The following is a 26,840-nucleotide window of genomic DNA, read 5'->3' as shown; positions in this document are numbered from 1 at the left end:
CACCACTAGAAGGATTCCGTTCATGGCTCAAGTTACCCTCCGAGGCAACCCTGTCCAGATCGAAGGCGATTTGCCGAAAGTCGGCGCCAAGGCGCCAGACTTCACCCTGACTGCCGGCGACCTGTCTGACGCGACCCTGGCGACTTTCGCCGGCAAGCGCAAAGTGCTGAACATTTTCCCAAGCGTTGATACCCCGACCTGCGCCACTTCGGTTCGCAAGTTCAACGCCCAGGTCAACGACGTGAACAACACCGTAGTGTTGTGCATCTCCACCGACCTGCCATTTGCCCAGGCGCGTTTCTGCGGTGCCGAAGGCCTGGAAAACGTGAAGAACCTGTCGGACTTCCGTGAGGCAGCCTTTGCTGTCGACTACGGTGTAGCGCTTGCTGATGGCCCGCTCCGCGGCCTGACCGCCCGTGCCGTCGTGGTACTGGACGAGAACGACAACGTGCTGCACAGCGAACTGGTCAGCGAAATTGGCCAAGAGCCGAACTACGAGGCAGCCCTGGCTGTTTTGAAGTAACTGTTACTACGCATTACTGTCGTTTTGCAGTAACACGCGTGATGCAGTATTACGGCCTGGCCTAGTCCAGGCCGTTTTTATTTGTGCTTCAGATGCTTAGCCAGATAGCGAATGGACTAAGCACAGAAGTTAAAAGTTGTAATCCAAGGTAAATAGCCGGTAAAGGCGCTTTTCTTAACGCGCCCCAGTGCTTATCTTTCAGCCTCCCGAAGAAGAAGCTCTCGCACCCAATGGTTGATCACTCCATGCAATCCACCCCTCGTCACTCCCGCCGCTGGCTGTTCGGCCTTCTCGTGCTGCTGGTCATTGCCGGCCTGTGCTGGAAGTTCTGGCCTGGCACCAGCCACAAGGACAGCGCCGAGAAGAAGCCCGCCGGGCATGCCGGCAAGTCGGGGATGATGCGCCCGGGCTTTGGGGGTTCCACTGGCCCGGTGCCGGTGCGTGTGGCGCCGGCGGTGCTGGGCGAATTCCCGGTGTACTACAAGGCGCTGGGTACGGTGACGGCACTCAACACCATCAATGTGCGCAGCCGGGTTGGCGGAGAGCTGGTCAAGATCGCCTTTGAAGAGGGGCAGATGGTCAAGGCCGGTGACCTGCTGGCGGAAATCGACCCGCGCAGTTACCAGAATGCCTTGCTCCAGGCCCAGGGCACGTTGCTGCAGAACCAGGCCCAGCTGAAAAACGCCCAGGTCGACGTGCAGCGTTATCGCGACCTGTATGCCCAGGACAGTATCGCCAAGCAGACCCTGGACACCGCCGAAGCACTGGTGTTGCAGTACCAGGGCACGGTCAAGACCAACCAGGGCGCGGTGGATGACGCCAAGCTCAACCTCGAATTCACCAAGATCCGCGCCCCGATCACCGGTCGTGTCGGCCTGCGCCAGGTAGACGTGGGCAACCTCGTCGCCGCCAACGACACCACCTTCCTGGCGGTGATCACCCAGACCCAACCCATCAGCGTGGTCTTCACGTTGCCGGAAAACACCCTGGAAACCGTGCTGGCGCGTTATCACGCCGGCAACAAGCTGCCGGTGGAAGCCTGGGACCGTGGCGATGTCGCAGTGAAAGCCACGGGCGTGCTGCAGAGCCTCGATAACCAGATCGACGTCACCACCGGCACCCTGAAATTCAAGGCGCGGTTCGATAACAAGGACCAGGCGCTGTTCCCCAACCAGTTCGTGAACGTGCACCTGCTGGCCGACACCCTGCACAACGTGGTGCTGGCGCCGTCGGCGGCGATTCAGTTCGGCAATACCGGCACCTTCGTCTACGTGCTCGATGGCGACAAGAAGGTCAAGGTGCGTCCGCTGGTGATCGGTGATTCCGACGGCGACAACACCGTGGTCAAGCAAGGCCTGGCCGCCGGCGACCGCGTGGTGCTGGAAGGCACCGACCGCCTGAAGGACGGCAGTGACATTGAAGTGGTCAACGACAGCACTGAAGTGCCGACCACGCCGACCGAACACCTCCAGGGTCAACCGGCAGCCAAGACGCAACAAGGCCCGGCTGATGCCGCCAAGGCGCAAAAGGGCGGCGCATGAACCTCTCGCGGCTGTTCATCCTTCGCCCGGTAGCCACTACCCTGAGCATGCTGGCCATTGTCCTGGCTGGCGTGATCGCTTATCGCCTGCTGCCGGTCTCGGCCTTGCCCCAGGTGGATTACCCGACCATCCGGGTGATGACCCTGTACCCCGGCGCCAGTCCGGACGTAATGACCAGCGCGGTCACGGCGCCCCTTGAGCGTCAGTTCGGGCAGATGCCCGGCCTGACCCAAATGGCGTCCACCAGCTCCGGCGGCGCCTCGGTGCTGACCCTGCGTTTCAACCTCGACATCAACATGGATGTCGCCGAGCAACAGGTGCAGGCCGCGATCAACGCCGCCACCAACCTGCTGCCCAAGGACCTGCCGGCGCCGCCGGTGTACAACAAGGTCAACCCGGCGGATACCCCGGTGCTGACCCTGGCCATCACCTCCAAGACCATGTTGCTGCCCAAGCTCAATGACCTGGTCGACACGCGCATGGCGCAGAAGATCGCGCAGATCAGCGGCGTCGGCATGGTCAGCATCGCCGGCGGCCAGCGCCAGGCGGTGCGGATCAAGGTCAACCCCGAGGCCCTGGCGGCCAACGGCCTGAACCTGTCGGACGTGCGCACCCTGATCGCCGCCTCCAACGTCAACCAGCCCAAGGGTAACTTTGACGGCCCCACGCGGGTGTCGATGCTCGACGCCAACGACCAGTTGGTCTCGCCCAAGGAATACGCCGAACTGATCCTCGCCTACAACAACGGCGCGCCGTTGCGGCTCAAGGATGTGGCGCAGATCGTCGACGGCGCCGAGAACGAACGCCTCGCGGCCTGGGCCAACGAAAACCAGGCGGTCCTGCTGAACATCCAGCGCCAGCCCGGGGCCAACGTCATCGAGGTGGTGGACCGGATCAAGGCGCTGTTGCCAAGCATCACCGACAACCTGCCGGCGGGCCTGGACGTGACGGTGCTTACCGACCGTACCCAGACCATCCGGGCCTCGGTCAAGGATGTACAACACGAATTGCTGATCGCCATTGCCCTGGTGGTGATGGTGACGTTCCTGTTCCTGCGCCGCTTCAGCGCGACCATTATTCCGTCCATCGCCGTGCCGCTGTCCCTGGTGGGCACCTTCGGCGTGATGTACCTCGCCGGTTTCTCCATCAACAACCTGACGCTGATGGCGCTGACCATCGCCACCGGTTTTGTGGTGGACGACGCCATCGTGATGCTGGAGAACATTTCCCGCTACATCGAGGAAGGCGATACACCGCTCAATGCGGCGCTCAAGGGCGCCAAGCAGATCGGCTTCACCCTGATTTCCCTGACCCTGTCGCTGATCGCGGTATTGATCCCGCTGCTGTTCATGGCGGACGTGGTGGGGCGCTTGTTCCGTGAATTCGCGATCACCCTGGCGGTGGCGATCCTGATTTCCCTGGTGGTGTCCCTGACCCTGACGCCGATGATGTGCGCGCGGTTGCTCAAGCGTGAGCCGAAAGAGGACGAGCAGGGCCGTTTCTACAAGGCCAGCGGCGCCTGGATCGACTGGCTGATCGAGGCCTACGGGCGCAAGTTGCAGTGGGTGCTCAGGCATCAGCCGCTGACCCTGCTGGTGGCCATCGCCACCCTGGGCCTGACCGTGGTGTTGTACATGGTAGTGCCCAAGGGCTTCTTCCCGGTGCAGGACACCGGCGTGATCCAGGGCATTTCCGAAGCGCCACAGTCGATTTCCTTTGCGGCGATGAGCCAGCGCCAGCAGGAACTGGCGAAGATCATCCTCGAAGACCCGGCGGTGGAGAGCCTGTCGTCCTATATCGGGGTAGACGGTGATAACGCCACCCTCAACAGTGGTCGCCTGCTGATCAACCTCAAGCCCCACGGCGAACGGGACCTGAGCGCAGCACAGATCATCACGCGCCTGCAGCCGCAACTGGACAAGCTGGTGGGGATTCGCCTGTTCATGCAGCCGGTGCAGGACCTGACCATCGAAGACCGCGTCAGCCGTACCCAGTACCAGTTCAGCATGTCCTCGCCGGACGCCGAGCTGCTGGCCTTGTGGAGTGAAAAGCTGGTACACGCCCTCAGCCAGTTGCCGGAACTCTCCGACGTCGCCAGCGACCTGCAGGACAAGGGCCTGCAGGTGTACCTGGTGATCGACCGTGACGCCGCATCGCGCCTTGGTGTGTCGGTGTCGACCATCACCGACGCGCTGTACGACGCGTTCGGCCAGCGGCAGATATCCACCATCTACACCCAGGCCAGCCAGTACCGCGTGGTATTGCAGGCCCAGTCCGGTGAAACCCTCGGCCCGGACGCCCTGAACCAGATCCATGTGAAAACCACCGACGGCGGCCAGGTGCGGCTGTCGAGCCTGGCCCATGTGGAACAGCGCCAGGCCCAGTTGGCAATCGCGCATATCGGTCAGTTCCCGGCGGTGATGATGTCGTTCAACCTGGCCCCCGGCGTGGCGCTGGGCAAGGGCGTCGACCTGATCAACCAGACCCAGAAAGACATCGGCATGCCGGTGGGCGTGCAGACCCAGTTTCAGGGCGCGGCCCAGGCATTCGAGGCTTCGCTGTCGAGTACCTTGCTGCTGATCCTGGCGGCGGTGGTGACCATGTACATCGTGCTCGGGGTGCTCTACGAGAGCTACATCCACCCGATCACCATCCTCTCGACCCTGCCGTCGGCAGCGGTGGGCGCCTTGCTGGCCTTGCTGCTCAGTGGCAACGACCTGGGGATGATCGCGATCATCGGCATCATCCTGCTGATCGGCATCGTGAAGAAGAACGCGATCATGATGATCGACTTTGCCCTCGACGCTGAGCGCAACCAGGGCCTGGACCCGCAAACCGCGATCTACCAGGCGGCGCTGTTGCGCTTCCGGCCGATCCTGATGACCACCCTGGCGGCGCTGTTCGGTGCCGTGCCGTTGATGCTCGCCACCGGCTCCGGCGCCGAGTTGCGCCAGCCGCTGGGCCTGGTGATGGTGGGCGGGTTGCTGGTGAGCCAGGTGTTGACCCTGTTTACCACCCCGGTGATCTACCTGTATTTCGACCGCCTCGGCCGTCGCTGGCGCAAAGAGCCGGTGCGCCTGGAGCCGGTTGAGTCATGAACCTGTCCGGACCATTCATTCGCCGGCCGGTAGCCACCATGCTGCTGAGCCTGGCGATCATGCTGCTGGGCGGCGTCAGCTTCAACCTGTTGCCGGTGTCGCCATTGCCGCAGATCGATTTCCCGGTGATCGTGGTGTCGGCCAGCTTGCCGGGGGCCAGCCCCGAGGTGATGGCGTCGACGGTGGCCACGCCGCTGGAGCGCTCCTTCGGCGCGATTGCCGGCATTACCACCATGAGCAGTTCGTCGAGCCAGGGTTCGACCCGGGTGATCCTGGCGTTCGACTCCAATCGCGACATCAACGGCGCGGCGCGGGAAGTGCAAGCGGCGATCAACGCCTCGCGTAACCTGCTGCCCAGTGGCATGCGCAGCATGCCCACCTACAAGAAGATCAACCCGTCCCAGGCGCCCATCATGGTGCTGTCCCTGACCTCGGACGTGTTGCCCAAGGGCCAGCTGTACGACCTGGCCTCGACCATTCTGTCCCAGAGCCTGTCCCAGGTGCCGGGCGTGGGTGAAGTGCAGATCGGCGGCAGCTCGTTGCCCGCCGTGCGTATCGAACTGGAACCCAAGGCCCTCGACCAGTACGGCGTGGCCCTGGACGATGTGCGGAATACCATCGCCAATGCCAACGTGCGCCGGCCCAAGGGTTCGCTGGAGGACAGCCAGCGCAACTGGCAGATCCAGGCCAACGACCAGCTGGAAAAGGCCAAGGACTATGAACCGCTGCTGATCCGCTACCAGAATGGCGCGGCCTTGCGCCTGGGGGATGTGGCGAAGATCAGCGACGGCGTCGAGGACCGCTACAACAGCGGCTTCTTCAACAATGACTCGGCGGTGCTGCTGGTGATCAACCGCCAGTCCGGCGCCAACATCATCGAGACGGTGAAGCAGATCAAGGCACAACTGCCGGCCTTGCAGGCGGTGTTGCCGTCCAGCGTCAAGCTGAACCTGGCCATGGACCGTTCGCCGGTGATCACCGCCACCTTGCACGAAGCCGAGATGACCCTGCTGATTGCCGTGGCCCTGGTGATCCTGGTGGTGTACCTGTTCCTCGGCAACTTCCGCGCCTCGCTGATTCCCACCCTGGCGGTGCCGGTGTCGCTGGTGGGCACGTTTGCAGTGATGTACCTGTTCGGCTTTTCCCTGAACAACCTGTCGCTGATGGCGCTGATCCTCGCCACCGGCCTGGTGGTGGACGATGCCATCGTGGTGCTGGAGAACATTTCCCGGCACATCGACGAGGGTGTGCCGCCGATGAGGGCGGCGTACCTGGGGGCCCAGGAAGTCGGCTTCACCTTGCTGTCAATGAACGTCTCGCTGGTGGCGGTGTTCCTCTCGATCCTGTTCATGGGCGGTATCGTTACCAGCCTGTTCCGCGAGTTTTCCATCACCCTCGCAGCGGCGATCATCGTCTCGCTGGTGGTGTCGCTGACCCTGACCCCGATGCTCTGCGCCCGCTGGCTCAAGCCCCATGTCAAAGGCCAGGAGACAGGCTTGCAGCGCTGGAGCCAGAAGATCAACGACCGCATGGTGGCAGGCTACGCCCGCAGCCTGGACTGGGTGCTGCGCCACAAGCGCCTGACGCTGCTCAGCCTGTTGGTGACCATCGGAGTCAACGTCGCGCTGTATGTGGTGGTGCCGAAAACCTTCATGCCCCAGCAGGACACCGGGCAACTGATCGGCTTTGTGCGTGGCGACGACGGGCTGTCATTCAGTGTGATGCAGCCGAAGATGGAAATTTTCCGTAAGGCCGTCCTGCAGGACCCCGCGGTGTTGAGCGTGGCAGGCTTTATTGGCGGCAACAGCGGCACCAACAACGCGGTGATGCTGGTGCGGCTCAAGCCCATCAGCGAACGCAAGATTTCTGCCCAGGCGGTGATCGAGCGCATGCGCAAGAATGTGCCACTGGTGCCCGGCGGGCGCCTGATGCTGATGGCTGACCAGGACCTGCAATTCGGCGGCGGCCGCGACCAGACCACCTCGCAGTATTCCTACATCCTGCAAAGCGGCGACCTGGCGGCCTTGCGCCTGTGGTACCCGAAAGTGGTTGCCGCGTTGCGTGAGCTGCCGGAGCTGACCGCCATCGATGCCCGTGAAGGACGTGGGGCGGCCCAGGTGACGTTGATTGTCGACCGCGACCAGGCCAAGCGCCTGGGCATTGACATGGACATGGTCACTGCCGTGCTCAACAACGCCTACAGTCAGCGGCAGATTTCCACCATCTACGACAGCCTCAACCAGTACCAGGTGGTGATGGAGGTCAATCCGAAGTACGCCCAGGACCCGATCACCCTCAATCAGATGCAGGTGATCACGTCCACCGGTGCGCGCGTGCCGCTGTCGGCCATCGCTCACTATGAGAACAGCCTGGCGGACGACCGGGTCAGCCATGAAGGCCAGTTCGCCTCGGAAAACATTGCGTTTGATATGTCGCCCGGCGTCACGGTGGAGCAGGGCACGGCCGCCATTGAGCGGGCGATTGCCAAGGTCGGCCTGCCGGAAGAGGTGATCGCGAAGATGGCCGGTACGGCCGACGCCTTCGCCGCCACCCAGAAAGGCCAGCCGTTCATGATCCTCGGTGCACTGGTAGCGGTGTACCTGGTATTGGGGATTCTGTATGAGAGCTATATCCACCCGCTGACCATTCTGTCGACCTTGCCGTCGGCGGGGGTGGGCGCCTTGCTTTCGATTTACCTGCTGGGGGGCGAGTTCAGCCTGATCTCGCTGCTGGGGCTGTTCCTGCTGATCGGGGTGGTGAAGAAAAACGCGATCCTGATGATCGACCTTGCGCTGCAACTGGAACGCAAGGACGGCATGAGCCCGCTGGAATCGATCCGCGCCGCCTGCCTGGTGCGGCTGCGCCCGATCCTGATGACCACGCTGGCGGCGATTCTTGGCGCCGTGCCGCTGCTGCTCAGCACGGCCGAAGGCGCGGAAATGCGCCAGCCCCTGGGCCTGACGATTATCGGCGGGCTGGTGTTCAGCCAGATCCTGACCCTCTACACCACGCCTGTGGTTTACCTTTATCTCGACCGCCTGCGCCACCGTTTCAACGGTTGGCGCGGAGTGCGTACCGATGCTGCCCTGGACACTGCGCTATGACCGATTCAACGTTTCCCACCGTGCAACGTCTGGCGATGACTCGCGGCTCAAAGCTGCTGAGCCTGGCCCTGTGCGGCGTGATGCTCAGCGCCTGCGCCGTCGGCCCGGACTACAAACGCCCCGAATTGACCGAGCCTGCCCAGTACAAAGAGGCCCAGGGCTGGCGCCAGGCCGCGCCCAGCGACTCGCTGGCCCGGGGCGCCTGGTGGGAGCTGTACGGCGACAAACAACTGAATGAGCTGGTAGAAAAACTCAACAGCTCCAACCAGACCGTGGCCCAGGCCGAGGCGCGTTATCGCCAGGCCGCCTCGCAGGTGCGCAGTGCCCGTGGGGCGTTCTTCCCCACGGTTGACCTGAGTGCCTCGAAAAGCCGGGCCAGCCAGGGTACCGGCAGCAGTAACGCCAGCCTCAGCAGCTCCAGCAGCGGTATTCGCGACACCCTCAACACCCAGTTGGGCGTGAGCTGGGAAGCTGATATCTGGGGCAAACTGCGCCGGGGCCTGGAAGCCAATGAAGCCAGCGCCGAAGCCAGCGCGGCGGATCTTGCGGCGATGCGCCTGAGCCAGCAATCGGAACTGGTGCAGGATTACCTGCAACTGCGGGTCATGGACGAACAGACCCGTTTGCTGCAAGCCACGGTGGACACCTACCAGCGCTCCCTGCAGATGACCCAGAACCAATACCGCGCCGGTGTCTCGGGCAAGGACGCCATCGCCCAGGCCCAGACCCAGCTGAAAAGCACCCAGGCCAGCATGATCGACCTGATCTGGCAGCGGGCGCAGCTGGAAAACGCAATTGCCGTGCTGATCGGTGTGCCGCCGGCCAACTTCAACTTGGCGGTGAGCAAGGACATTCCGGCGCTGCCGCAGATTCCGGTGAGCTTGCCGTCGCAACTGCTGGAGCGCCGCCCGGATATCGCTCAGGCGGAGCGCTCGGTGATCGCGGCCAACGCCAACATCGGCGTGGCCAAGACCGCCTACTACCCGGACCTGACCCTGAGCCTGGCCGGCGGCTACTCCAGCAGCACCTACGCCGACTGGATCAGCCTGCCGAACCGCTTCTGGTCGGTGGGGCCGAAACTTGCCATGACCCTGTTCGACGGGGGCCAGCGTTCTGCCGAAGTTGACCGCGCCGAGGCGTCCTACGATGAAACCGTGGCCAAGTACCGCCAGACCGTACTCGATGGGTTCCGTGAGGTGGAAAACTACATGGTCCAGCTCAAGGTCCTGGAAGACGAGGCGGTCGTGAGTAACGAGGCCCTCGAAGCGGCCCGGGAATCCCTGCGCCTGACCCAGAACCAGTACAAGGCCGGGTTGATCGCCTATCTCGATGTGGTCACCGTGCAAGCCACCGCCCTGAGCAACGAGCGTACGGTGCTGACCCTGCTGCAAACCCGGCTGGTTGCCAGTGTGCAACTGATCGCTGCACTGGGCGGTGGCTGGGATGGCCAAATGCAGCTGAGCGACAAGAAGTAAACACCGCTCTGGCTGGTGTACGGGCTTGTGTGGGAGCGGGCTTGCTCGCGAAAACGGTGGGGCAGTCAACTGTGTATGAACTGACCCGCCGCTTTCGCGAGCAAGCCCGCTCCCACAAGGGTTCTGCGGTGTTTTTGAGCCAGCGGATTGGCGTCAAATTTTGAATGATGGCTATACGACAATATTTCAGGTGTACAAGATTTATTCTCGCTACAATCCCTGACTTTTCAGCCCGGCACGGATGCCGTTCGGCCCATAGGTCACGAGAAGTCCCATGCTCACCGGTAGTTATTCCCCCGCCCTGGTCCTGATTTCCCTGTTCGTCGCGATCCTCGCATCCTATACGGCGTTGGACCTGACCGGCCGCATCGCCACTGCCAGGGGCCGCGCGGTGTACCTGTGGATGGGCGGCGGCGCGCTGGCGATGGGCGTGGGGATCTGGTCGATGCACTTTATCGGCATGCTCGCCTTCCGCCTGCCCATCAGCCTCGGCTATGACGTCGGCATCACGGCGCTGTCGTTGTTGATCGCGATCCTGTCCAGCGGTTTTGCCTTGTGGCTGGTGAGCCAGCCGCGTTTGCCGGCGTGGCAACTGGCATTTGGCGCATTGATCATGGGCGCCGGCATCAGCGCCATGCACTACACTGGCATGGCCGCCATGCGCATGACCCCCGGCATCGACTACGACCCCACGCTGTTCACCGCCTCGTTGCTGATTGCCGTGGGTGCGTCGGCGGCGGCGTTGTGGATTGCCTTCAACCTGCGGCGCAACACGCCGTATGTGCGGTTGGCCCGAGGCGGGGCGGCGATGGTGATGGGCGTGGCGATTGTCGGCATGCACTACACCGGCATGGCCGCCGCGCGTTTCGCCGATGGCAGCTTCTGCGGCGCGGCCCTGGACGGCTTGAGTGGCAAGGGCCTGGATAACCTGGTGCTGGTTACCACCCTGGCAGTGTTGATCATCGCGCTGCTGACCTCCCTGGCCGATGCCCGCCTGGAAGCCCGCACCGCGGTGTTGGCCGACTCCCTGACCCAGGCCAACCAGGAACTCACCCACCTGGCCCTGCACGACATGCTCACCGGCTTGCCCAATCGCACCCTGCTCGCCGACCGGATCCAGCAGGCGATACAGCGGGTGAACGAAGAGGGCGGCTGCTTCGCGCTGATGTTTATCGACCTGGACGGCTTCAAGCCGGTGAATGACGCTTTTGGTCACCACATGGGCGACCAGCTGTTGCAGCAAGTCGGCCTGCGCCTGCGCGAAGACTTGCGCAGCCAGGACACCCTGGCCCGCATCGGCGGTGACGAGTTTGTATTGCTGGTGCAATTGGGCCAGCCCGACGATGCGTTGCGCTTGGCCGAGCGCCAGGTGGGCATGATCAACCAGGCCTTCCACGTCGCCGAGCATGAGCTGAAAATCTCCGCCAGCATCGGCATCGCACTGTTCCCCGGCAACGGCGCCACGCCCCAGGAACTGCTGATGAACGCCGACGCGGCGATGTATCACGCCAAGGGCATGGGCAAGAACGGCTACAGCTTTTTCGACGTGTCGATGAACACCAATGCGCGCAAGCAACTGCAACTGCTGCAGGACTTGCGCAATGCCGTGGAGCACGAGCAGTTCCGGCTTTATTACCAGCCCAAGTTCGACGCCATCAGCGGCCGCCCGGTCGGTGCCGAGGCGCTGCTGCGTTGGGAACACCCGCAACAAGGCCTGTTGTTGCCGGACAAGTTTATCGAGCTGGCGGAAAAGACCGGGCTGATCATCCCCATCGGCGAATGGGTACTCAACGAAGCCTGCCGCCAGATGCAGGTGTGGTATGCCCAGGGCTATCACGACTGGCGCATTGCCGTGAACCTGTCGGCGTTGCAGTTCTGCCACGCCGGGCTGGTCAAGAGTGTCGCCGCTGCCCTGGAACGCCACCGCTTGCCAGCCAACAGCCTGACCCTGGAAATCACCGAAACCACCGCCATGAGCGATGCCGACGCGAGCATGACGGTGTTGCAGAAGCTTTCGGACATGGGCGTCGACCTGTCCATCGACGACTTCGGTACCGGCTATTCGAGCCTGATGTACCTCAAGCGCCTGCCGGCCAATGAGTTGAAGATCGACCGGGGATTTGTGCGTGACCTGGAGCACGACAGCGACGATGCCGCCATCGTCTCGGCCATCGTCGCCCTCGGTCAGGCCCTGGGCCTGCGCATTGTGGCCGAGGGTGTAGAGACCGACTCACAGCAGAGCTTCCTCACCCGGCTGGGCTGCGATTCGCTTCAGGGGTATCTGCTGGGGCATCCGTTGCCGGCCGAGGGTTTCATGGCCGACATCCAGCGCGCCGAGCAGGTGGTGAGTGTGCATTCGGTGATGTGAGCCCATGCAAAACCTGCAGGGCGCAGGTAGTATTGGATCCATCAGCTCACGTTGAACCAGGAGACCTTACACATGGACAAAGTCGTCGTCATCACCGGTGGCAGTCGTGGGATCGGCGCCGCCACGGCGCTGCTGGCCGCCGCCCAGGGCTATCGCATCTGTATCAATTACCAGGCCGATGAAGACGCCGCCCACCGCGTACTTGAGCAAGTGCGTGCCCTCGGCGCCCAGGCGATTGCCGTGCGGGCTGATGTCAGCATTGAAGACGAAGTGATTGGCCTGTTCCACCGGGTCGATACCGAACTGGGCCGGGTGACGGCACTGGTCAACAACGCAGGTACCGTCGGGCACAAGTCGCGGGTCGATGAGATGTCCGAGTTCCGCATTCTGAAGACCCTCAGGACCAATGTGTTGGGGCCGATCCTGTGTGCCAAGCATGCGCTGCTGCGCATGTCGCCCAAGCATGGCGGGCAGGGCGGCAGCATCGTCAACGTTTCATCGGCCGCCGCGCGGTTGGGCTCGCCGGGGGAGTATGTGGATTACGCCGCGTCCAAGGGTGCGCTGGATACCTTCACTCTCGGGCTCTCCAAGGAAGTGGCGGGCGAGGGGATCCGGGTCAATGGCGTGCGTCCCGGGCTTATTTTCACCGACTTCCACGCCCTGAGCGGCGACCCGGATCGGGTCAGCAAGCTTGAACCGGGCATCCCCATGGCCCGTGGCGGGCGTGCAGAGGAAGTCGCGGAAGGGATTATCTGGCTGCTCTCGGACAAGGCGTCCTATGCGACGGGAACCTTTCTTGACCTGGCGGGCGGTCGGTAGTTTTGTACCGCCTGTGGCGAGGGGCACGCCGCTCGCCACAGCCCAGGTATCAGGCGCCGCGCAGCGCTTCATAGCCCCTGAGGGAAAACGCCTTGAGCAGGCTGGCCTCCGAGTCTGGATGAATGGCGTAGCCGTGATTCGAAAAACCGTCCAGGACACCGTTGCGGCTATGGCTGGCGCTTAATTTGAGATCGTCCACGTTGTCGATAAATCGCAGTACCTTATCCAGGTTGTAGGTGGCGTCGGCGCGAGAGTCCGGGTCTTGGTTGGCCGCGCTCCAGTCACCCACCTGGCGCTTCAGGTCATCGCTCACTTCGTAGTGGTCGCGGTTATCCAGGAAGTTCTTCAGCACAGGGCTTTGTTCGGTAATCTGGTCACTCGATCGATGATCTCCCGCGGGGCGCCCGGTAGCGCCTGTCATTTCGCGCACCTGTTGCTGCTCTGCGGCACGCATATAGTGGGGAGGAACGGGAAGGGGTCGCAGGCCGGCAGCTGAAAAAATAGTCATAAGGCATCTCTGATGTGAACCAAGTGAATGCGCTCTTTCTATCGTAAGAAATAGCGCACTCCTGTGTGGTTCTTAGCCCGGCTACGGTTCCCGTCCGTAGGTTAAAACGACCGCACAATCTTCCCCAGCGTCTCCATCGCCTTCTCACACGACTCGTCCCACGGGCTGCCGTAGTTCAAGCGAATGCACTTCCTGAAGCGCTGTGTCGGCGAGAAGATCGGTCCCGGTGCGATGCTGATGCCCTGGGCCAGCGCCATCTGGAACAACTTCAACGAGTCGGTTTGTTCCGGCAATTCCAGCCACAGGAAGTACCCGCCGGCAGGCTGGCTGACCCGTGTCTGCGCCGGGAAATAGCGCGCGATGGCGGCGAGCATGGCGCTTTGCTGTTCTTCCAGCGCGTAACGCAATTTACGCAGGTGCCGGTCGTACCCGCCGTGTTGCAGGTAATCGGCAATCGCCGCCTGGGCGGGCATCGAGGCACACAGCGACGTCATCAATTTCAGCCGCTCGATCTTCTGCGCATAACGTCCGGCGGCGACCCAGCCGATGCGGTAGCCCGGAGCCAGGCTCTTGGCGAACGAGCCGCAATGCATCACCAGGCCTTCGGTGTCGAACGCCTTCGCCGGTTTGGGCGCCTGTTGACCGTAGTACAACTCGGCGTACACGTCGTCTTCGATCAGCGGCACCTGGTGGCTGCGCAGTAACTCCACCAGTTCCTGTTTCCGGGCCTCGGGCATGGTTGCGCCCATCGGGTTCTGGAAACTGGTCATGCACCAGCAGGCCTTGATCGGGTAGCGCTCCAGGCTTTGCGCCAGCACCTTGAGGTCGATGCCATCGCGTGGGTGTACGGGGATTTCCACCGCCTTGAGTTTCAGGCGCTCGAGGATTTGCAGGCTGGCGTAGAACGCCGGTGCTTCGATGGCCACCAGGTCGCCCGGCTCGGTCACGGCTTGCAGGCACAGGTTCAGTGCTTCAAGGGCGCCGTTGGTGATCAACAGTTCTTCCATGGGCAGCATCAGCCCGCCCACCATGTAGCGCAAGGCAATTTGCCGGCGCAGTTGCGGGTTGCCCGGCGACATGTCGGTGACCACCATGCGCGGGTCCATTTCCCGGCTGGCGCTGGCCAGGGAACGGGCCAGGCGTTGCAGCGGGAACAGCGTCGGGCTGGGGAAGGCCGAGCCGAAGGGCACGGTTTGCGGGTCCTTGATGGAATCGAGCACCGAGAACACCAATTCGCTGACGTCCACCTCGGTGGACTCGTGCACATGGGCACTCACCACCGGCTCGGAAAACGGGCTGGGCGCATGGGTGTTGACGAAGTACCCGGAGCGCGGCCGGGCGCGGATCAGCCCGCGTCGCTCCAGCAGGTAGTACGCCTGGAACACCGTGGACGGGCTGACACCGTATGTCTGGCTGGCATAACGCACCGAAGGCACGCGCTGGCCGGGCCCGAGCACGCCGGAGCGGATCAGTTCTGCGATGTCGTCGGCGAATTTTTCGTAGCGTTTCATTGGGGCTCAGTGCTTTGAACAGATTTTGCTGATTGAACACAGATCAAACGGTGGGAGCGGGCTTGCTCGCGAAAGCAATCTTTCAGTTGATGTATCCATTGACTGGCACACCGCTTTCGCGAGCAAGCCCGCTCCCACATTTGATCTCCAGTGTTGCTGAAAGCTTGGGCTCAGCGATTCAATGGCGCCACAAACCGGCTGTCCGCCGCGCTGTAAATCCACGGCTCATCCACATCCGAGAGCTTGAAGCGGATCGTCTGCGAACTGCTGGCGGGCTTCTCTGCGGTCATCGCCACCGACACCGGCACATCGGTAATCTCACCTGGTGCCAGGCTGATCTCGGTCTTGCCCTGCAGCTGGAAGCCGTCGCCGTCCATCAGCTCCAGGCGGTAATCCTGGCGCTGCTGGGTCTTGTTGATGACCTTGAGGCTGTAGATGTTCTCGATCAAGCCGTCACTGTTCTCGCGGAACATCCCCCGGTCCTTGGTCACGTCCAGCGACACCATCGGGCGTTCCACCAGCGCCACCACCAGCGCGCCGATCATCACCAGCAGCACGGCACTGTAGCCGATCAGGCGTGGCCTGAGCAGATGGGTCTTGCCACCTTGCAACTGATGCTCCGAGGTGTAGCTGACCAGGCCGCGGGCATAGCCCATTTTATCCATGATCGAATCACAGGCATCGATACACGCGGCGCAGCCGATGCATTCCATTTGCAGGCCGTCACGGATGTCGATGCCGGTGGGGCATACCTGCACGCACAGCTGGCAGTCGATGCAATCACCCAGGCCGACGTCCGCCGGTTGCACGTCTCGTTTGCGCGGGCCACGGTTCTCGCCGCGGGCTACGTCGTAGGAAATGGTCAGGGTGTCCTTGTCGAACATCACACTCTGGAACCGCGCATACGGGCACATGTGCATGCACACCGCTTCCCGCAGCCAGCCGGCGTTGATGTAGGTGGCGCCGGTAAAGAACAGCACCCAGAACAGGCTTACGCCACCCATCTGCCAGGTCAGCAGCTCCTCGGCCAGCGGCCGGATCGGCGTGAAGTAGCCGACAAATGTCAGCCCGGTCAGCACGCTGATCCCCAGCCACAGCGTGTGCTTGGCCGAGCGCCGCGCCAGCTTGTCCAGGCTCCAGGGCGCAGCTTGCAGCTTGATGCGTTGGTTTCGCTCGCCTTCAGTGACCTTTTCGCACCACATGAACAACCAGGTAAACGAGCTTTGCGGGCAGGTATAGCCACACCACACACGCCCTGCGAATACGGTGATGGCGAACAGGCCGAACGCGCAGATGATCAACAGCGCCGACAGCAGGATGAAATCCTGGGGCCAGAACGTGGCACCGAAGATGTGGAATTTGCTTTCAGCCAGGTCCCATAACACCGCCTGCCGTCCGCCCCAGTTCAGCCACACGGTGCCGAAAAATGCCAGGAACAGAAAGCCTGCGCCTGCCACGCGCAAGGTACGGAACAGGCCGGTAAAACTGCGGGTGTGAATCAGGTTGTCGCTGGATTTGGCCTTCATCTTCTTTGGATGTGCAGGCTCAAACACTTCTATGGTTCGGACGGGGATTCTATCGCTCATGGTCTTTCGCTCATCAGCCTCCATCAGGCAGATGAACTATGACCGGCGGTCTGTTTGCATAACAGACTCAGGTATGGCGATAAAAAGCGGATCAGATGGGCCGCCCGTGTATGCCTGCGACAATGTGCTGCACCCGGTGGTGCGCGGGGTGCAGCGCTTTTGAGGCGGGGCTGATCCAGGTCAATCAAATCACCGAATCACCGTCGGTAGCTTTCAAGTGCTTACGGCCGTCTTTGGCACCCGCTACGGTCAATGCGTCGGCTTCGGCTTCGGTGATATAGGTGCGGTCACCGTTCAGCTTCACGAACGACATGGATTTCTCGCTGTCGGTTTCGACCGTGACATGGGTGGCTTCCAGTTGTTTCTCGTGGCCGTCCACATCGACGGTGAAGAAACATTGCTGACCTTCGATACGTACGGGCATATCGATCTCCTTTTTGTGGGCTATTACTGATTAGGGTGGGATGCGCAGGCAATGGTTCTGCGCAACTGACTGACGGTCGATGCTGTCCATGTTCTATCGACCCCCAACAAGGAAACGTCCATGGACGCCTGGTGGCATGAAGTCTGGGTAACCCTGCAAGCGGAATTTGCCGATATCGGCGATGCCCGGCAGCTCACGCAAATCACCGTTCGGCTGCTGATTGCGGCGATATTGGGCGGGATCCTGGGTTACGAGCGCGAACAGAAAGGCAAGGCCGCCGGGGTACGCACCCACATGCTCGTGGCCCTGGGCGCCGCGCTGTTCGTGTTGGTGCCGAGCATGTCCGGCTCCCAGGCAGACGCCATGAGCCGTGTGCTGCAGGGCGTGATCGCGGGTATCGGCTTTCTTGGCGCCGGCACCATCCTCAAGGGCAAGGAAGACGAGGAGGGTCAGCACGTCAAAGGCCTGACCACCGCCGCCGGCTTGTGGATGACCGCCGCCATTGGGGTGGCGGCGGGAATGGGGCGGGAATCCACGGCGGTACTCAGCACGTTGTTGGCCTTGGCGGTGTTCAGTGTGATGCCAAGAATCGTCAGGCTATTGGAAAAGAATTAGTCGCCGTATGTTTCATCAGGTCGCGCGTGAATGGGCTGACAGCGTGATATCGAGGCGTGTGCAACTTCACGCTCCTGCTGGACTGATCACTGTACCGGAATGGTGATTTGATCTTCTTTGTGATACGCGAATATGCGTTGGTCTTGAGCGAGCAAGTCAACACGAACCACCGGAAGCAGGCGCTGCGTATAGCCGTAATACTCGCGCTGAAGTTTCTTGGCTGCATCTCTTCCTGGCAAGTTGGCAGCGTTATAGAAGAAAGCCTGGAAGGGGACTTTATCAATCTCGGACACTGTCCAGGCTGAGGTGACGACTTCATTCCAATCTTCAATATAGTTTGCCGGCATCAGTTTTCTGACAGTGATGCTTAGAGAAAACTGCTGCACCGATCCACGAAACGCACACATAAAAAAATAAGCCGGTTTGACTTTGTTGAAGTGGGCCAGCCAGGTGGGGCCATCCACCACGCCTTGCTCATCGCAGTGCCGGCTCCATTCACGCTGGTAGCCTGGCAGCTCCCTGGAAGTTTCGCCGCATCCATCCGGGCGGTCACCTGTCGCACCATTGGTGGGAAAAGAGCAGCGCACGCTGATTGGGCCCGCTGCGGTGGAGGGCAATGCCGACATTATTACGCCAGCGTCCCGTGCAAACAGCTTCCTGATACCCAGGTCGGCTCGCAGGTAAGAGAATGCGGCGGCATTGCGCTCAAGCTCGCCGGGCGATGCTATGAGGCTGTCAGTGACGCGAATAAGCACCCATTGCAGTGATACAGGGCCAGGCCATCGGCACACTGAGCAGCGGTGTCCTGGTAGCGGTTGTTTAATTTGCTTGCGATTTCCGTATCGAGCGGGCCGGAGGGTTCGGTGGTGCAGGCGGTCAAGGTGCAAAGGGAAAGCAGCAGGTAGGCGGCTGTTCTTTTCATGAGGTATCTCCGAGAGGTTTTATTGTTCTGTTCTTCGCGCGTCGCACACTTTGATCATGGGCGGCGTTCGTCTCGGCTGATACTGTCGGTTTTGACAGTTCTTTATAATTTTTTGTGAATGAAGTTGCAGCTTATAGATTCAAGTAAACGCGGAAGCCTGAAGCTTCCGCTTTTTACTTCCTGTGATCGGTCTCTTCAGACAATCACCGGCGGCATCGTCGTCGGTGGTTCCTCCACCGGTGGTGGCTGTGTGCCTGGCGGTTCCTGCTCGGGAACCGGGTCGGGTTCGGTCGGCGGTAATGTGGGCTTATCTATATTGGGATCAGGCGTTTCAGCCGGAATAGGGATATTCATCGGTGTGGCCTCCTTTGTGCTTTGCTCTATCGGTGGACAATCGCGTGGTGGATTTGATTCCCCGCCCGATGGCGGGATATCCGCCTGAACTTTTCACTCGTCGGCATGCTCGGAACCTAGACGGCCCTGCTCAGGGAGAGTGGCGTCGTTTCAGAATTTGAATCAAGCACAAGAGCGTCCACTGGGCGTTAAGGGGAGATGCTCGATGACTGCTGAAACACTGACTCAAGACGATTCAACCTCCACATTACCGCTGTCCCAGGCACTGTTGCTGCCAAGGATCGCGATTGAAAGCACGACCCCGGTGATCGATGGCGGCGAGTTCGCGGTCAAGGCTGTGGTTGGCCAGCGCGTGCAGGTTGCCAGCAAGGTGTTCGCTGATGGCCACGACAAGCTTGCGGTGATGATCCGCTGGCGCCCGCGCAGTGAAGAAAGCTGGCACAGCGTGGTGATGACCGATGTCGGCAACAACGGCTGGGAGGGCGCATTCACCGTGACCGCCCAGGGCCCGCATGAGTATTGCATCGAAGCCTGGATCGACACGTTTGCCAGCTTTCGCTACGAACTGAGCAAGAAACACGAGGCCGGGGTGCCGGTCAGCCTGGAGTTGCAGGAAGGCCGCAGCCAGGTGTTGCAAGCCGCCGAGCGCAGTGACAATGAGCTGCGTGACCGCTTGATGTTGCTGCACCACGAACTCTCCGGTTTGCTGGAAACCGAGCAGGTCGCGTTGTTCCTGCACGAAGACAGTGCACACCTGATGACCCAGGCCGATCACCGCGCCTATTTGAGCATCAGCCCGGTGTATCCGATTGATGTAGAGCGCGAGGCTGCGCAATTTGCCAGCTGGTACGAGTTGTTTCCCCGCTCGATCACCGACGATCCCGCGCGCCATGGCACATTCAACGATGTGCACTCACGGCTGTCGATGATCCACGACATGGGCTTTGACGTGCTGTACTTCCCGCCGATCCATCCGATCGGTCGCAGCCACCGCAAGGGCAAGAACAATTCCCTGACCGCCGGGCCGGACGACCCGGGCAGCCCGTATGCCATCGGCAGCGAAGAGGGCGGCCACGAGGCGATCCATTCGCAGTTGGGCACCCGTGAGGATTTCCGCAACCTGGTCAAGGCCGCCGCCGACCATGGCCTGGAAATCGCCCTGGATTTTGCCATCCAGTGCTCCCAGGACCACCCGTGGCTCAAACAGCATCCGGGCTGGTTCAACTGGCGGCCCGACGGCACGATCAAATACGCCGAGAACCCGCCGAAGAAGTACCAGGACATCGTCAACGTCGACTTCTATGCGGCCGACGCGATTCCCAGCCTGTGGGTCGAGTTGCGCGACATCGTGGTCGGTTGGGTGGAAGAGGGCGTGAAGACCTTTCGCGTCGACAACCCCCACACCAAGCCGCTGCCGTTCTGGCAATGGCTGATCAGCGATGTGCGTTCTAAATACCCCGAAGTGATCTTCCTCGCCGAAGCCTTCACCACCCCGGCGATGATGGCGCGCCTGGGCAAGGTTGGTTACTCCCAGAGCTACACCTACTTCACCTGGCGCAACACCAAGGCCGAGTTGAGCGAGTACCTGAGCGAACTGAACGAGTCGCCGTGGCGCGAGTGCTTCCGGCCGAACTTCTTCGTCAACACCCCGGACATCAACCCCGGCTTCCTGCATGAATCCGGCCGCGCCGGCTTCTTGATCCGCGCCGCGTTGGCCACCATGGGCTCAGGCCTGTGGGGCATGTACTCGGGTTTTGAACTGTGCGAAGCGGCACCGGTGCCGGGCAAGGAAGAGTACCTGGACTCGGAGAAGTACGAGATCCGCCCGCGAGACTTCACGGCGCCGGGCAACATCATTGCCGAGATCGCCCAGCTCAACCGCATCCGCCGGCAGAACCCGGCCTTGCAGACGCACCTGGGGCTCAAACTCTACAACGCGTGGAACGACAACATCCTGTACTTCGGCAAACGCAGCGAGGATGGCAGCAACTTTATCCTGGTGGCCGTGAGTCTCGACCCGTTCAACGCCCAGGAGGCCAATTTCGAGTTGCCGCTGTGGGAGCTGGGCTTGCCGGACGATGCCCAGACCCAGGGCGAAGACCTGATGACCGGCCACCGCTGGACCTGGTACGGCAAGACCCAGTGGATGCGCATCGAACCGTGGCATCAGCCATTCGGCATCTGGCGCATTACCGTTTCCTGAAGCTGATCTCCAATCCAAAGGAGATCAAATGTGGGAGCTGGCTTGCCTGCGACAGCGGTGTGTCAGTGCAGATAATACTGGCTGATCCACCGCTATCGCAGGCAAGCCAGCTCCCACATTGACCGAGTTCCTTCAGGCAGAATTTTTCGAATTCCCAGGAGTTTCCAATGGCGAAGAAACCCAAGGCTGCCACCTTTATCAAAGATCCGCTCTGGTACAAAGACGCGGTGATTTATCAGGTTCACGTCAAATCCTATTTCGACTCCAACAATGACGGCATCGGTGATTTTCCTGGGCTGATCGCCAAGCTCGACTACATCGCCGACCTTGGTGTGAACACCATTTGGCTATTACCGTTCTACCCCTCGCCACGCCGTGACGATGGCTACGACATCGCCGAATACCGCGGCGTGCACAGCGACTACGGGACCATGGCCGACGCCAAGCGCTTTATCGCCGAAGCCCATAAACGCGGGCTGCGGGTGATCACCGAGCTGGTGATCAACCACACCTCCGACCAGCACCCCTGGTTCCAGCGCGCCCGCAAGGCCAAGCCCGGCTCGGCGGCGCGGGATTTCTACGTTTGGTCCGATGACGACCAGAAATACGACGGCACCCGGATCATTTTCCTCGACACCGAAAAGTCCAACTGGACCTGGGACCCGGTCGCCGGCCAGTACTTCTGGCACCGCTTTTACTCCCACCAGCCGGACCTCAACTTCGACAACCCGCAGGTCATGAAAGCCGTCCTGTCGGTGATGCGCTACTGGCTCGACATGGGCATCGACGGCCTGCGCCTGGACGCCATTCCGTACCTGATCGAGCGCGACGGCACCAACAACGAAAACCTCCCCGAAACCCACGACGTGCTCAAGCAGATCCGCGCCGAGATCGACGCCAACTACCCCGACCGCATGCTCCTGGCCGAAGCCAACCAATGGCCGGAAGACACCCAGCTGTACTTCGGGGACAAAAAGGGCGACGACGGCGACGAGTGCCACATGGCGTTCCACTTCCCGCTGATGCCGCGCATGTACATGGCGCTGGCCCAGGAAGACCGTTTCCCGATCACCGACATCCTGCGCCAGACCCCGGAGATCCCGGCCAATTGCCAATGGGCAATCTTCCTGCGCAACCACGATGAACTGACCCTGGAAATGGTCACCGACAAAGAGCGCGACTACCTCTGGAACTATTACGCTGCCGACCGCCGTGCACGTATCAACCTGGGGATTCGCCGCCGCCTGGCGCCGCTGATGGAACGCGACCGCCGGCGCATCGAGCTGCTCAACAGCCTGCTGCTGTCGATGCCGGGCACGCCGACCCTGTACTACGGCGATGAGATCGGCATGGGCGACAACATCTACCTCGGTGACCGCGACGGCGTGCGTACGCCGATGCAATGGTCCATCGACCGCAACGGCGGCTTCTCCCGCGCCGACCCGGCCAGCCTGGTATTGCCGCCGATCATGGACCCGCAATACGGCTACCAGTCGGTCAACGTCGAAACCCAGACCCAGGACCCGCACTCGTTGCTGAACTGGACGCGGCGCATGCTCGCGGTGCGTAAACAGTCCAAGGCGTTCGGTCGCGGCAGCCTGAAAATGCTCTCGCCCAGCAACCGCCGCATCCTGGCGTATACCCGCGAATACGCAGGCGCCGATGGCAAGAATGAAATCATCCTGTGCGTGGCCAACGTGTCCCGCAGTGCCCAGGCCGCAGAACTGGACCTCTCGGCGTTTGCCGGCATGGTTCCGGTGGAGATGCTCGGTGGCAATGCCTTCCCACCGATTGGCCAGCTGAATTTCCTGCTGACCCTGGCGCCGTATGGCTTCTACTGGTTCGTGCTGGCGGCGGAAAACCAGATGCCAAGCTGGCACGTGGAACCGGCACAAAGCATCCCGGACTTCACCACCCTGGTGCTGAAGAAACGCATGGAAGAATTGCTCGAAGCACCGTGCCGCACCACCCTGGAACAGAATGCGTTGCCGGCGTGGCTGCCCAAGCGCCGCTGGTTTGCCAGCAAGGATACGGCAATCGACAGCGTGCACATCGCTTATGGCGTGCGCTTCGGCGACCCGCAGCATCCGGTGCTGCTCAGTGAAATCGAAGTCACCAGCGCCGGCCAGGTCAGCCGCTATCAACTGCCGTTCGGCTTCCTTGGCGAAGACCAGTTCACCAGCGCCTTGCCGCAACAACTCGCGCTTGCCCGTGTACGGCGAGTGCGTCAGGTAGGTTTGGTGACCGATGCCTTCAGCCTCGACACTTATATCCGCGGCGTGATCCAAGGCCTGCAGGCCAAAACCGTCCTCGACTCCACCGATGGCGAGATTCGCTTCGAGCCCACGGCGCAGTTGGCCAAACTGGAATTGAACGACGAGTCGGAAGTGCGCTACCTCGCGGCGGAGCAGTCCAACAGTTCCGTGGTGGTGGGCGGCAGCCTGGTGCTCAAGCTGATCCGAAAAGTCAGCGCCGGGGTTCACCCCGAGCTGGAAATGGGCGCCTACCTGACCGAGGCCGGCTACGAACATATCTCGCCGCTGCTGGGCTCGGTGATCCGCCACGACGCCGATGGCCAGGACAACCTGCTGATGATCGCCCAGGGTTACCTGAGCAACCAGGGCGACGCGTGGGGCTGGACCCAGAATAACCTGGAGCGAGCGATTCGCGACGAGCTGGCCGAAGCCATGTCCGAGCAGGAACAGCACTACAACGCACTTGGCGAGCTGGCGGATTTCGCCGGCTTGCTCGGCCAGCGCCTGGGCGAGATGCACCTGGTGCTGGCGGCGCCCACCACTAACAAGGCGTTCAAGCCCGAGGTCACAACCCTCAAGGACAGCCAGGGCTGGGCCAGGCACGTAGGCGCACAAATCGACCACGCCTTGCAGTTGCTCAAACAGCATCAAACCAAGTTGAACCCTGCCGATCAGGCGTTGGTCAGTGCTTTACTGGAGCAGAAAAAGGCCATCGCCAGTCACGTTCAGGACCTGGCGAAAGCCACGGTGGGCGGGTTGCGCATTCGCGTGCACGGCGACCTGCACCTGGGCCAGGTACTGGTGGTCAAGGGCGATGCCTACCTCATCGACTTCGAGGGCGAACCGGCGCGGCCGCTGCCTGAACGTCGCGGCAAACACAGCCCGTACAAGGATGTGAGCGGGGTGCTGCGCTCGTTTGATTACGCGGCGGCCATGGCGGTGAATGTGCAGGGCGTCGACCAGTCGCCCGAGGCCAATGCGTCCCGGCAACGTGTGGCGGATCGCTACTTGCATGAGGCCAGGCAGGCATTTATCCAGGCCTATCACGCTGCCACGACTACACTGGCCCATGACTGGCAGGATGCCAAAGGCCAGGACGCAGCGCTGGCGTTGTTCAGCCTGGAGAAGGCCGCGTACGAAGTGGCCTACGAAGCAGAGAATCGCCCGAGCTGGTTGCCGGTGCCGTTGCAAGGTTTGCACGGGCTGCTCAGCGGGTTGAAACCAATATCGAAAACTGCACGCGGTGGGGAGACGTCATGAGTTTTACAAGCAAAGAACCGCTGCAGGAAAAGTTGAGTGTGATGCCCAAGCCTGCTGATATCGAAGCCCTGGTGCGGGCCGAGCACCATGATCCATTCTCGATCCTGGGTCCCCATGACGATGAGCAGGGCGGCCAGTTCATTCGCGCCTTCCTGCCGGAAGCACTGAGTGTCCAGGTCCTGGCCCGCGACAGCGGCGAGCACATCGGCAGCCTCGATGCGACCCAGGTGCCGGGCTTGTTTGTCGGGCATTTCGGCAGCCGTCAGGCGTACTTGCTGAAGATCCAGTGGGCCGGTGGCGAACAGATCACCGAAGACCCTTACAGCTTCCAGCAACTGCTGCTGGGGGAGATGGACCTGTACCTGTTTGCCGAAGGCAATCACCGCGACCTGAGCAGTTGCCTCGGGGCACAAGTGACCAGCGTCGACGGGGTCCAGGGCGTGCGTTTTGCGGTATGGGCACCGAATGCCCGCCGGGTCTCGGTGGTGGGCGACTTCAATATCTGGGACGGGCGCCGTCATCCGATGCGCCTGCGCCATCCGTCCGGGGTGTGGGAGATTTTCATCCCGCGCCTGCAACCCGGCGCGGCCTACAAGTATGAAATCCTCGGTGCCCACGGGATTCTGCCGCTCAAGGCCGACCCCATGGCCCTGGCCACGCAGTTGCCGCCGGATACTGCGTCCAAGGTCGCTTCGCCGCTGCAGGTCGACTGGCAGGACCACGACTGGATGCAATCGCGCAGCGAGCGGCAGAAACCCAGCGCACCCTTGTCGATCTACGAGTTGCATGCCGGTTCCTGGCAGTGCGAGCTGGATGAAGTCGGCGAGGTGTCCCGCCAGTACAGTTGGCGCGAGCTGACCGAGCGGTTGATCCCTTATGTACAGCAGTTGGGCTTCACCCATATCGAACTGATGCCGATCATGGAGCACCCGTTCGGCGGCTCATGGGGTTATCAGGCGCTGTCGCAATTTGCCCCGACGGCACGTTTCGGCTCGCCGGAGGATTTCGCGTTTTTCGTCAACGCCTGCCATCAGGCCGACATCGGCGTGATCCTGGATTGGGTGCCGGCGCATTTCCCCACCGACACCCACGGCCTGGCGCAATTCGACGGCACCGCGCTGTACGAATACGCCAACCCGCTGGAAGGCTTCCACCAGGATTGGGACACCCTGATCTACAACCTCGGCCGCACCGAAGTCCACGGCTTCATGCTGGCGTCGGCGTTGCACTGGCTCAAGCATTTCCATATCGATGGCCTGCGGGTGGATGCAGTGGCCTCGATGCTGTACCGCGACTATTCGCGCAAGGCCGGGGAATGGGTACCCAACCGCCACGGCGGGCGGGAAAACCTCGAGGCCATCGACTTCCTGCGCCACCTCAACGATGTTGTTGCCCTTGAGGCCCCCGGCGCGCTGGTGATCGCCGAGGAGTCCACCGCATGGCCGGGCGTAAGCCAGCCGACCCAACAGGGCGGCCTGGGGTTCAACTACAAGTGGAACATGGGCTGGATGCACGATTCGCTGCACTACATCCAGCAGGACCCGGTGTACCGTGCCCATCACCACAACGAGCTGAGTTTCGGCCTGGTGTATGCCTGGTCCGAGCGTTTTATCCTGCCGATTTCCCACGATGAAGTGGTGCACGGCAAACACTCGTTGATCGACAAGATGCCCGGCGACCGCTGGCAGAAGTTTGCCAACCTGCGGGCATACCTGAGCTTCATGTGGATGCACCCGGGCAAGAAGCTGCTGTTCATGGGCTGCGAGTTCGGCCAATGGCGCGAGTGGAACCACGATCAGCAACTGGACTGGTACCTGCTGCAATACCCCGAACATCGGGGCGTGCAGAAACTGGTGGGCGACCTCAACCGTCTGTACCGCGAAGAGCCGGCGCTGCATGACCAGGACGACGCACCACAGGGCTTCCAGTGGTTGATTGGGGATGACGCGATCAACAGCGTCTACGCCTGGTTGCGCTGGAGCAAGGACGGCAGGCCGGTGCTGGTGGTGGCCAACTTCACGCCGGTGCCGCGTGAGGCCTACAAGGTCGGCGTGCCGTTTGCCGGGCGCTGGAGCGAGGTGATCAACAGCGATGCCGACACCTATGCCGGTTCCAACTTCGGCAACGGTGGCGGGGCGTTTACGGAGGAGGAGCCCAGGCATGGGCAGCCGTTGTCGCTGTCGTTGAACCTGCCGCCATTGGGCGTGCTGATCCTGCGACCGGACGCCTGACTTCCAGCCGATGAAGACCCCATGTGGGAGCGGGCTTGCTCGC

The 26,840-nt window shown here is 61.9% G+C and carries 17 protein-coding genes; 11 read left to right on the top strand and 6 right to left on the bottom strand.

What is annotated here, in order from left to right:
- Positions 1-22 precede the first annotated feature (22 nt).
- From tpx to HX839_RS17840, 7 genes are all read left to right on the top strand, one after another.
- A complete protein-coding gene (gene tpx, locus HX839_RS17870) occupies positions 23-523 on the top strand; it encodes a thiol peroxidase (RefSeq protein WP_177067460.1) in 501 nt (166 codons plus the stop codon).
- A gap of 230 nt (positions 524-753) precedes the next feature.
- Positions 754-2,064 (top strand): MdtA/MuxA family multidrug efflux RND transporter periplasmic adaptor subunit, encoded by a 1,311-nt coding sequence (locus HX839_RS17865; protein ID WP_003207498.1) that lies wholly within the window; start codon positions 754-756, stop codon positions 2,062-2,064.
- Entirely contained in the window at positions 2,061-5,162 is a 3,102-nt protein-coding gene (locus tag HX839_RS17860) for an MdtB/MuxB family multidrug efflux RND transporter permease subunit (protein WP_087692387.1), read from the top strand. Before HX839_RS17865 ends, HX839_RS17860 begins: the two co-directional genes overlap by 4 nt.
- A complete protein-coding gene (locus HX839_RS17855) occupies positions 5,159-8,266 on the top strand; it encodes an efflux RND transporter permease subunit (protein WP_102605669.1) in 3,108 nt (1,035 codons plus the stop codon). The genes HX839_RS17860 and HX839_RS17855 overlap by 4 nt, the downstream gene beginning before the upstream one ends.
- Positions 8,263-9,741, top strand: a complete 1,479-nt coding sequence (locus tag HX839_RS17850; RefSeq protein ID WP_003207503.1) for an efflux transporter outer membrane subunit — start codon at positions 8,263-8,265, stop codon at positions 9,739-9,741. The genes HX839_RS17855 and HX839_RS17850 overlap by 4 nt, the downstream gene beginning before the upstream one ends.
- A gap of 274 nt (positions 9,742-10,015) precedes the next feature.
- A complete protein-coding gene (locus HX839_RS17845) occupies positions 10,016-12,109 on the top strand; it encodes a bifunctional diguanylate cyclase/phosphodiesterase (protein WP_003207505.1) in 2,094 nt (697 codons plus the stop codon).
- A gap of 72 nt (positions 12,110-12,181) precedes the next feature.
- Entirely contained in the window at positions 12,182-12,928 is a 747-nt protein-coding gene (locus HX839_RS17840; RefSeq protein WP_003207506.1) for an SDR family oxidoreductase, read from the top strand.
- A gap of 49 nt (positions 12,929-12,977) precedes the next feature.
- Here the strand turns inward: HX839_RS17840 and HX839_RS17835 are convergent, their stop codons facing one another.
- From HX839_RS17835 to HX839_RS17820, 4 genes are all read right to left on the bottom strand, one after another.
- Positions 12,978-13,349, bottom strand: coding sequence for a hypothetical protein (locus HX839_RS17835; RefSeq protein ID WP_008435173.1), 372 nt, complete (start codon positions 13,347-13,349; stop codon positions 12,978-12,980).
- A 188-nt stretch (positions 13,350-13,537) separates the two neighbouring features.
- The gene (mapR, locus tag HX839_RS17830) at positions 13,538-14,947 is read right to left on the bottom strand and encodes a GntR family transcriptional regulator MpaR (RefSeq protein ID WP_177067459.1); all 1,410 of its coding nucleotides are present in this window, start codon (positions 14,945-14,947) and stop codon (positions 13,538-13,540) included.
- 170 nt (positions 14,948-15,117) lie between these two features.
- The gene (ccoG, locus tag HX839_RS17825) at positions 15,118-16,533 is read right to left on the bottom strand and encodes a cytochrome c oxidase accessory protein CcoG (RefSeq protein ID WP_177067458.1); all 1,416 of its coding nucleotides are present in this window, start codon (positions 16,531-16,533) and stop codon (positions 15,118-15,120) included.
- A 184-nt stretch (positions 16,534-16,717) separates the two neighbouring features.
- Entirely contained in the window at positions 16,718-16,957 is a 240-nt protein-coding gene (locus HX839_RS17820) for a DUF3203 family protein (RefSeq protein WP_003207514.1), read from the bottom strand.
- A 120-nt stretch (positions 16,958-17,077) separates the two neighbouring features.
- On the opposite strand from HX839_RS17820, the gene HX839_RS17815 reads away from it, so the two are divergent.
- Positions 17,078-17,572 carry an MgtC/SapB family protein gene (locus tag HX839_RS17815; RefSeq protein ID WP_087692384.1) on the top strand — a complete coding sequence of 165 codons (495 nt, stop codon included), beginning with the start codon at positions 17,078-17,080 and terminating at the stop codon, positions 17,570-17,572.
- An 86-nt stretch (positions 17,573-17,658) separates the two neighbouring features.
- Here the strand turns inward: HX839_RS17815 and HX839_RS17810 are convergent, their stop codons facing one another.
- Both HX839_RS17810 and HX839_RS17805 read right to left on the bottom strand, forming a co-directional pair.
- The gene (locus HX839_RS17810) at positions 17,659-18,198 is read right to left on the bottom strand and encodes a hypothetical protein (protein ID WP_177067457.1); all 540 of its coding nucleotides are present in this window, start codon (positions 18,196-18,198) and stop codon (positions 17,659-17,661) included.
- 491 nt (positions 18,199-18,689) lie between these two features.
- Entirely contained in the window at positions 18,690-18,848 is a 159-nt protein-coding gene (locus tag HX839_RS17805) for a hypothetical protein (RefSeq protein WP_166742161.1), read from the bottom strand.
- A 205-nt stretch (positions 18,849-19,053) separates the two neighbouring features.
- On the opposite strand from HX839_RS17805, the gene HX839_RS17800 reads away from it, so the two are divergent.
- The 3 genes from HX839_RS17800 (at position 19,054) to glgB (ending at position 26,797) form a co-directional block, all read left to right on the top strand.
- On the top strand, positions 19,054-21,051 hold the full coding sequence (locus HX839_RS17800) for an alpha-1,4-glucan--maltose-1-phosphate maltosyltransferase (protein ID WP_102605565.1): 1,998 nt from the start codon (positions 19,054-19,056) through the stop codon (positions 21,049-21,051).
- Between the two features lie 167 nt (positions 21,052-21,218).
- Positions 21,219-24,566: a maltose alpha-D-glucosyltransferase gene (gene treS / locus HX839_RS17795; RefSeq protein ID WP_008435160.1), complete on the top strand. Its 3,348-nt coding sequence runs from the start codon at positions 21,219-21,221 to the stop codon at positions 24,564-24,566.
- A complete protein-coding gene (glgB, locus tag HX839_RS17790; protein WP_003207521.1) occupies positions 24,563-26,797 on the top strand; it encodes a 1,4-alpha-glucan branching protein GlgB in 2,235 nt (744 codons plus the stop codon). Before treS ends, glgB begins: the two co-directional genes overlap by 4 nt.
- Positions 26,798-26,840: the final 43 nt, after the last annotated feature.

Origin of the sequence: Pseudomonas sp. I8001 (genome assembly GCF_013385345.1) — a bacterium.
GTDB lineage: Bacteria > Pseudomonadota > Gammaproteobacteria > Pseudomonadales > Pseudomonadaceae > Aquipseudomonas.
Note: the sequence above shows the minus strand (reverse complement) of the source record. Positions and strands in the feature narration are given on the sequence as shown.

Excerpts from the sequence above, each read along its gene's own strand:
- tpx (WP_177067460.1), top strand. The coding sequence starts at position 23 with ATGGCTCAAGTTACCCTCCGAGGCAACCCTGTCCAGATCGAAGGCGAT.
- HX839_RS17865 (WP_003207498.1), top strand. The coding sequence starts at position 754 with ATGGTTGATCACTCCATGCAATCCACCCCTCGTCACTCCCGCCGCTGG.
- HX839_RS17860 (WP_087692387.1), top strand. The coding sequence starts at position 2,061 with ATGAACCTCTCGCGGCTGTTCATCCTTCGCCCGGTAGCCACTACCCTG.
- HX839_RS17855 (WP_102605669.1), top strand. The coding sequence starts at position 5,159 with ATGAACCTGTCCGGACCATTCATTCGCCGGCCGGTAGCCACCATGCTG.
- HX839_RS17850 (WP_003207503.1), top strand. The coding sequence starts at position 8,263 with ATGACCGATTCAACGTTTCCCACCGTGCAACGTCTGGCGATGACTCGC.
- HX839_RS17845 (WP_003207505.1), top strand. The coding sequence starts at position 10,016 with ATGCTCACCGGTAGTTATTCCCCCGCCCTGGTCCTGATTTCCCTGTTC.
- HX839_RS17840 (WP_003207506.1), top strand. The coding sequence starts at position 12,182 with ATGGACAAAGTCGTCGTCATCACCGGTGGCAGTCGTGGGATCGGCGCC.
- HX839_RS17835 (WP_008435173.1), bottom strand. The coding sequence starts at position 13,349 with ATGACAGGCGCTACCGGGCGCCCCGCGGGAGATCATCGATCGAGTGAC.
- mapR (WP_177067459.1), bottom strand. The coding sequence starts at position 14,947 with ATGAAACGCTACGAAAAATTCGCCGACGACATCGCAGAACTGATCCGC.
- ccoG (WP_177067458.1), bottom strand. The coding sequence starts at position 16,533 with ATGAGCGATAGAATCCCCGTCCGAACCATAGAAGTGTTTGAGCCTGCA.
- HX839_RS17820 (WP_003207514.1), bottom strand. The coding sequence starts at position 16,957 with ATGCCCGTACGTATCGAAGGTCAGCAATGTTTCTTCACCGTCGATGTG.
- HX839_RS17815 (WP_087692384.1), top strand. The coding sequence starts at position 17,078 with ATGGACGCCTGGTGGCATGAAGTCTGGGTAACCCTGCAAGCGGAATTT.
- HX839_RS17810 (WP_177067457.1), bottom strand. The coding sequence starts at position 18,198 with ATGTCGGCATTGCCCTCCACCGCAGCGGGCCCAATCAGCGTGCGCTGC.
- HX839_RS17805 (WP_166742161.1), bottom strand. The coding sequence starts at position 18,848 with ATGAATATCCCTATTCCGGCTGAAACGCCTGATCCCAATATAGATAAG.
- HX839_RS17800 (WP_102605565.1), top strand. The coding sequence starts at position 19,054 with ATGACTGCTGAAACACTGACTCAAGACGATTCAACCTCCACATTACCG.
- treS (WP_008435160.1), top strand. The coding sequence starts at position 21,219 with ATGGCGAAGAAACCCAAGGCTGCCACCTTTATCAAAGATCCGCTCTGG.
- glgB (WP_003207521.1), top strand. The coding sequence starts at position 24,563 with ATGAGTTTTACAAGCAAAGAACCGCTGCAGGAAAAGTTGAGTGTGATG.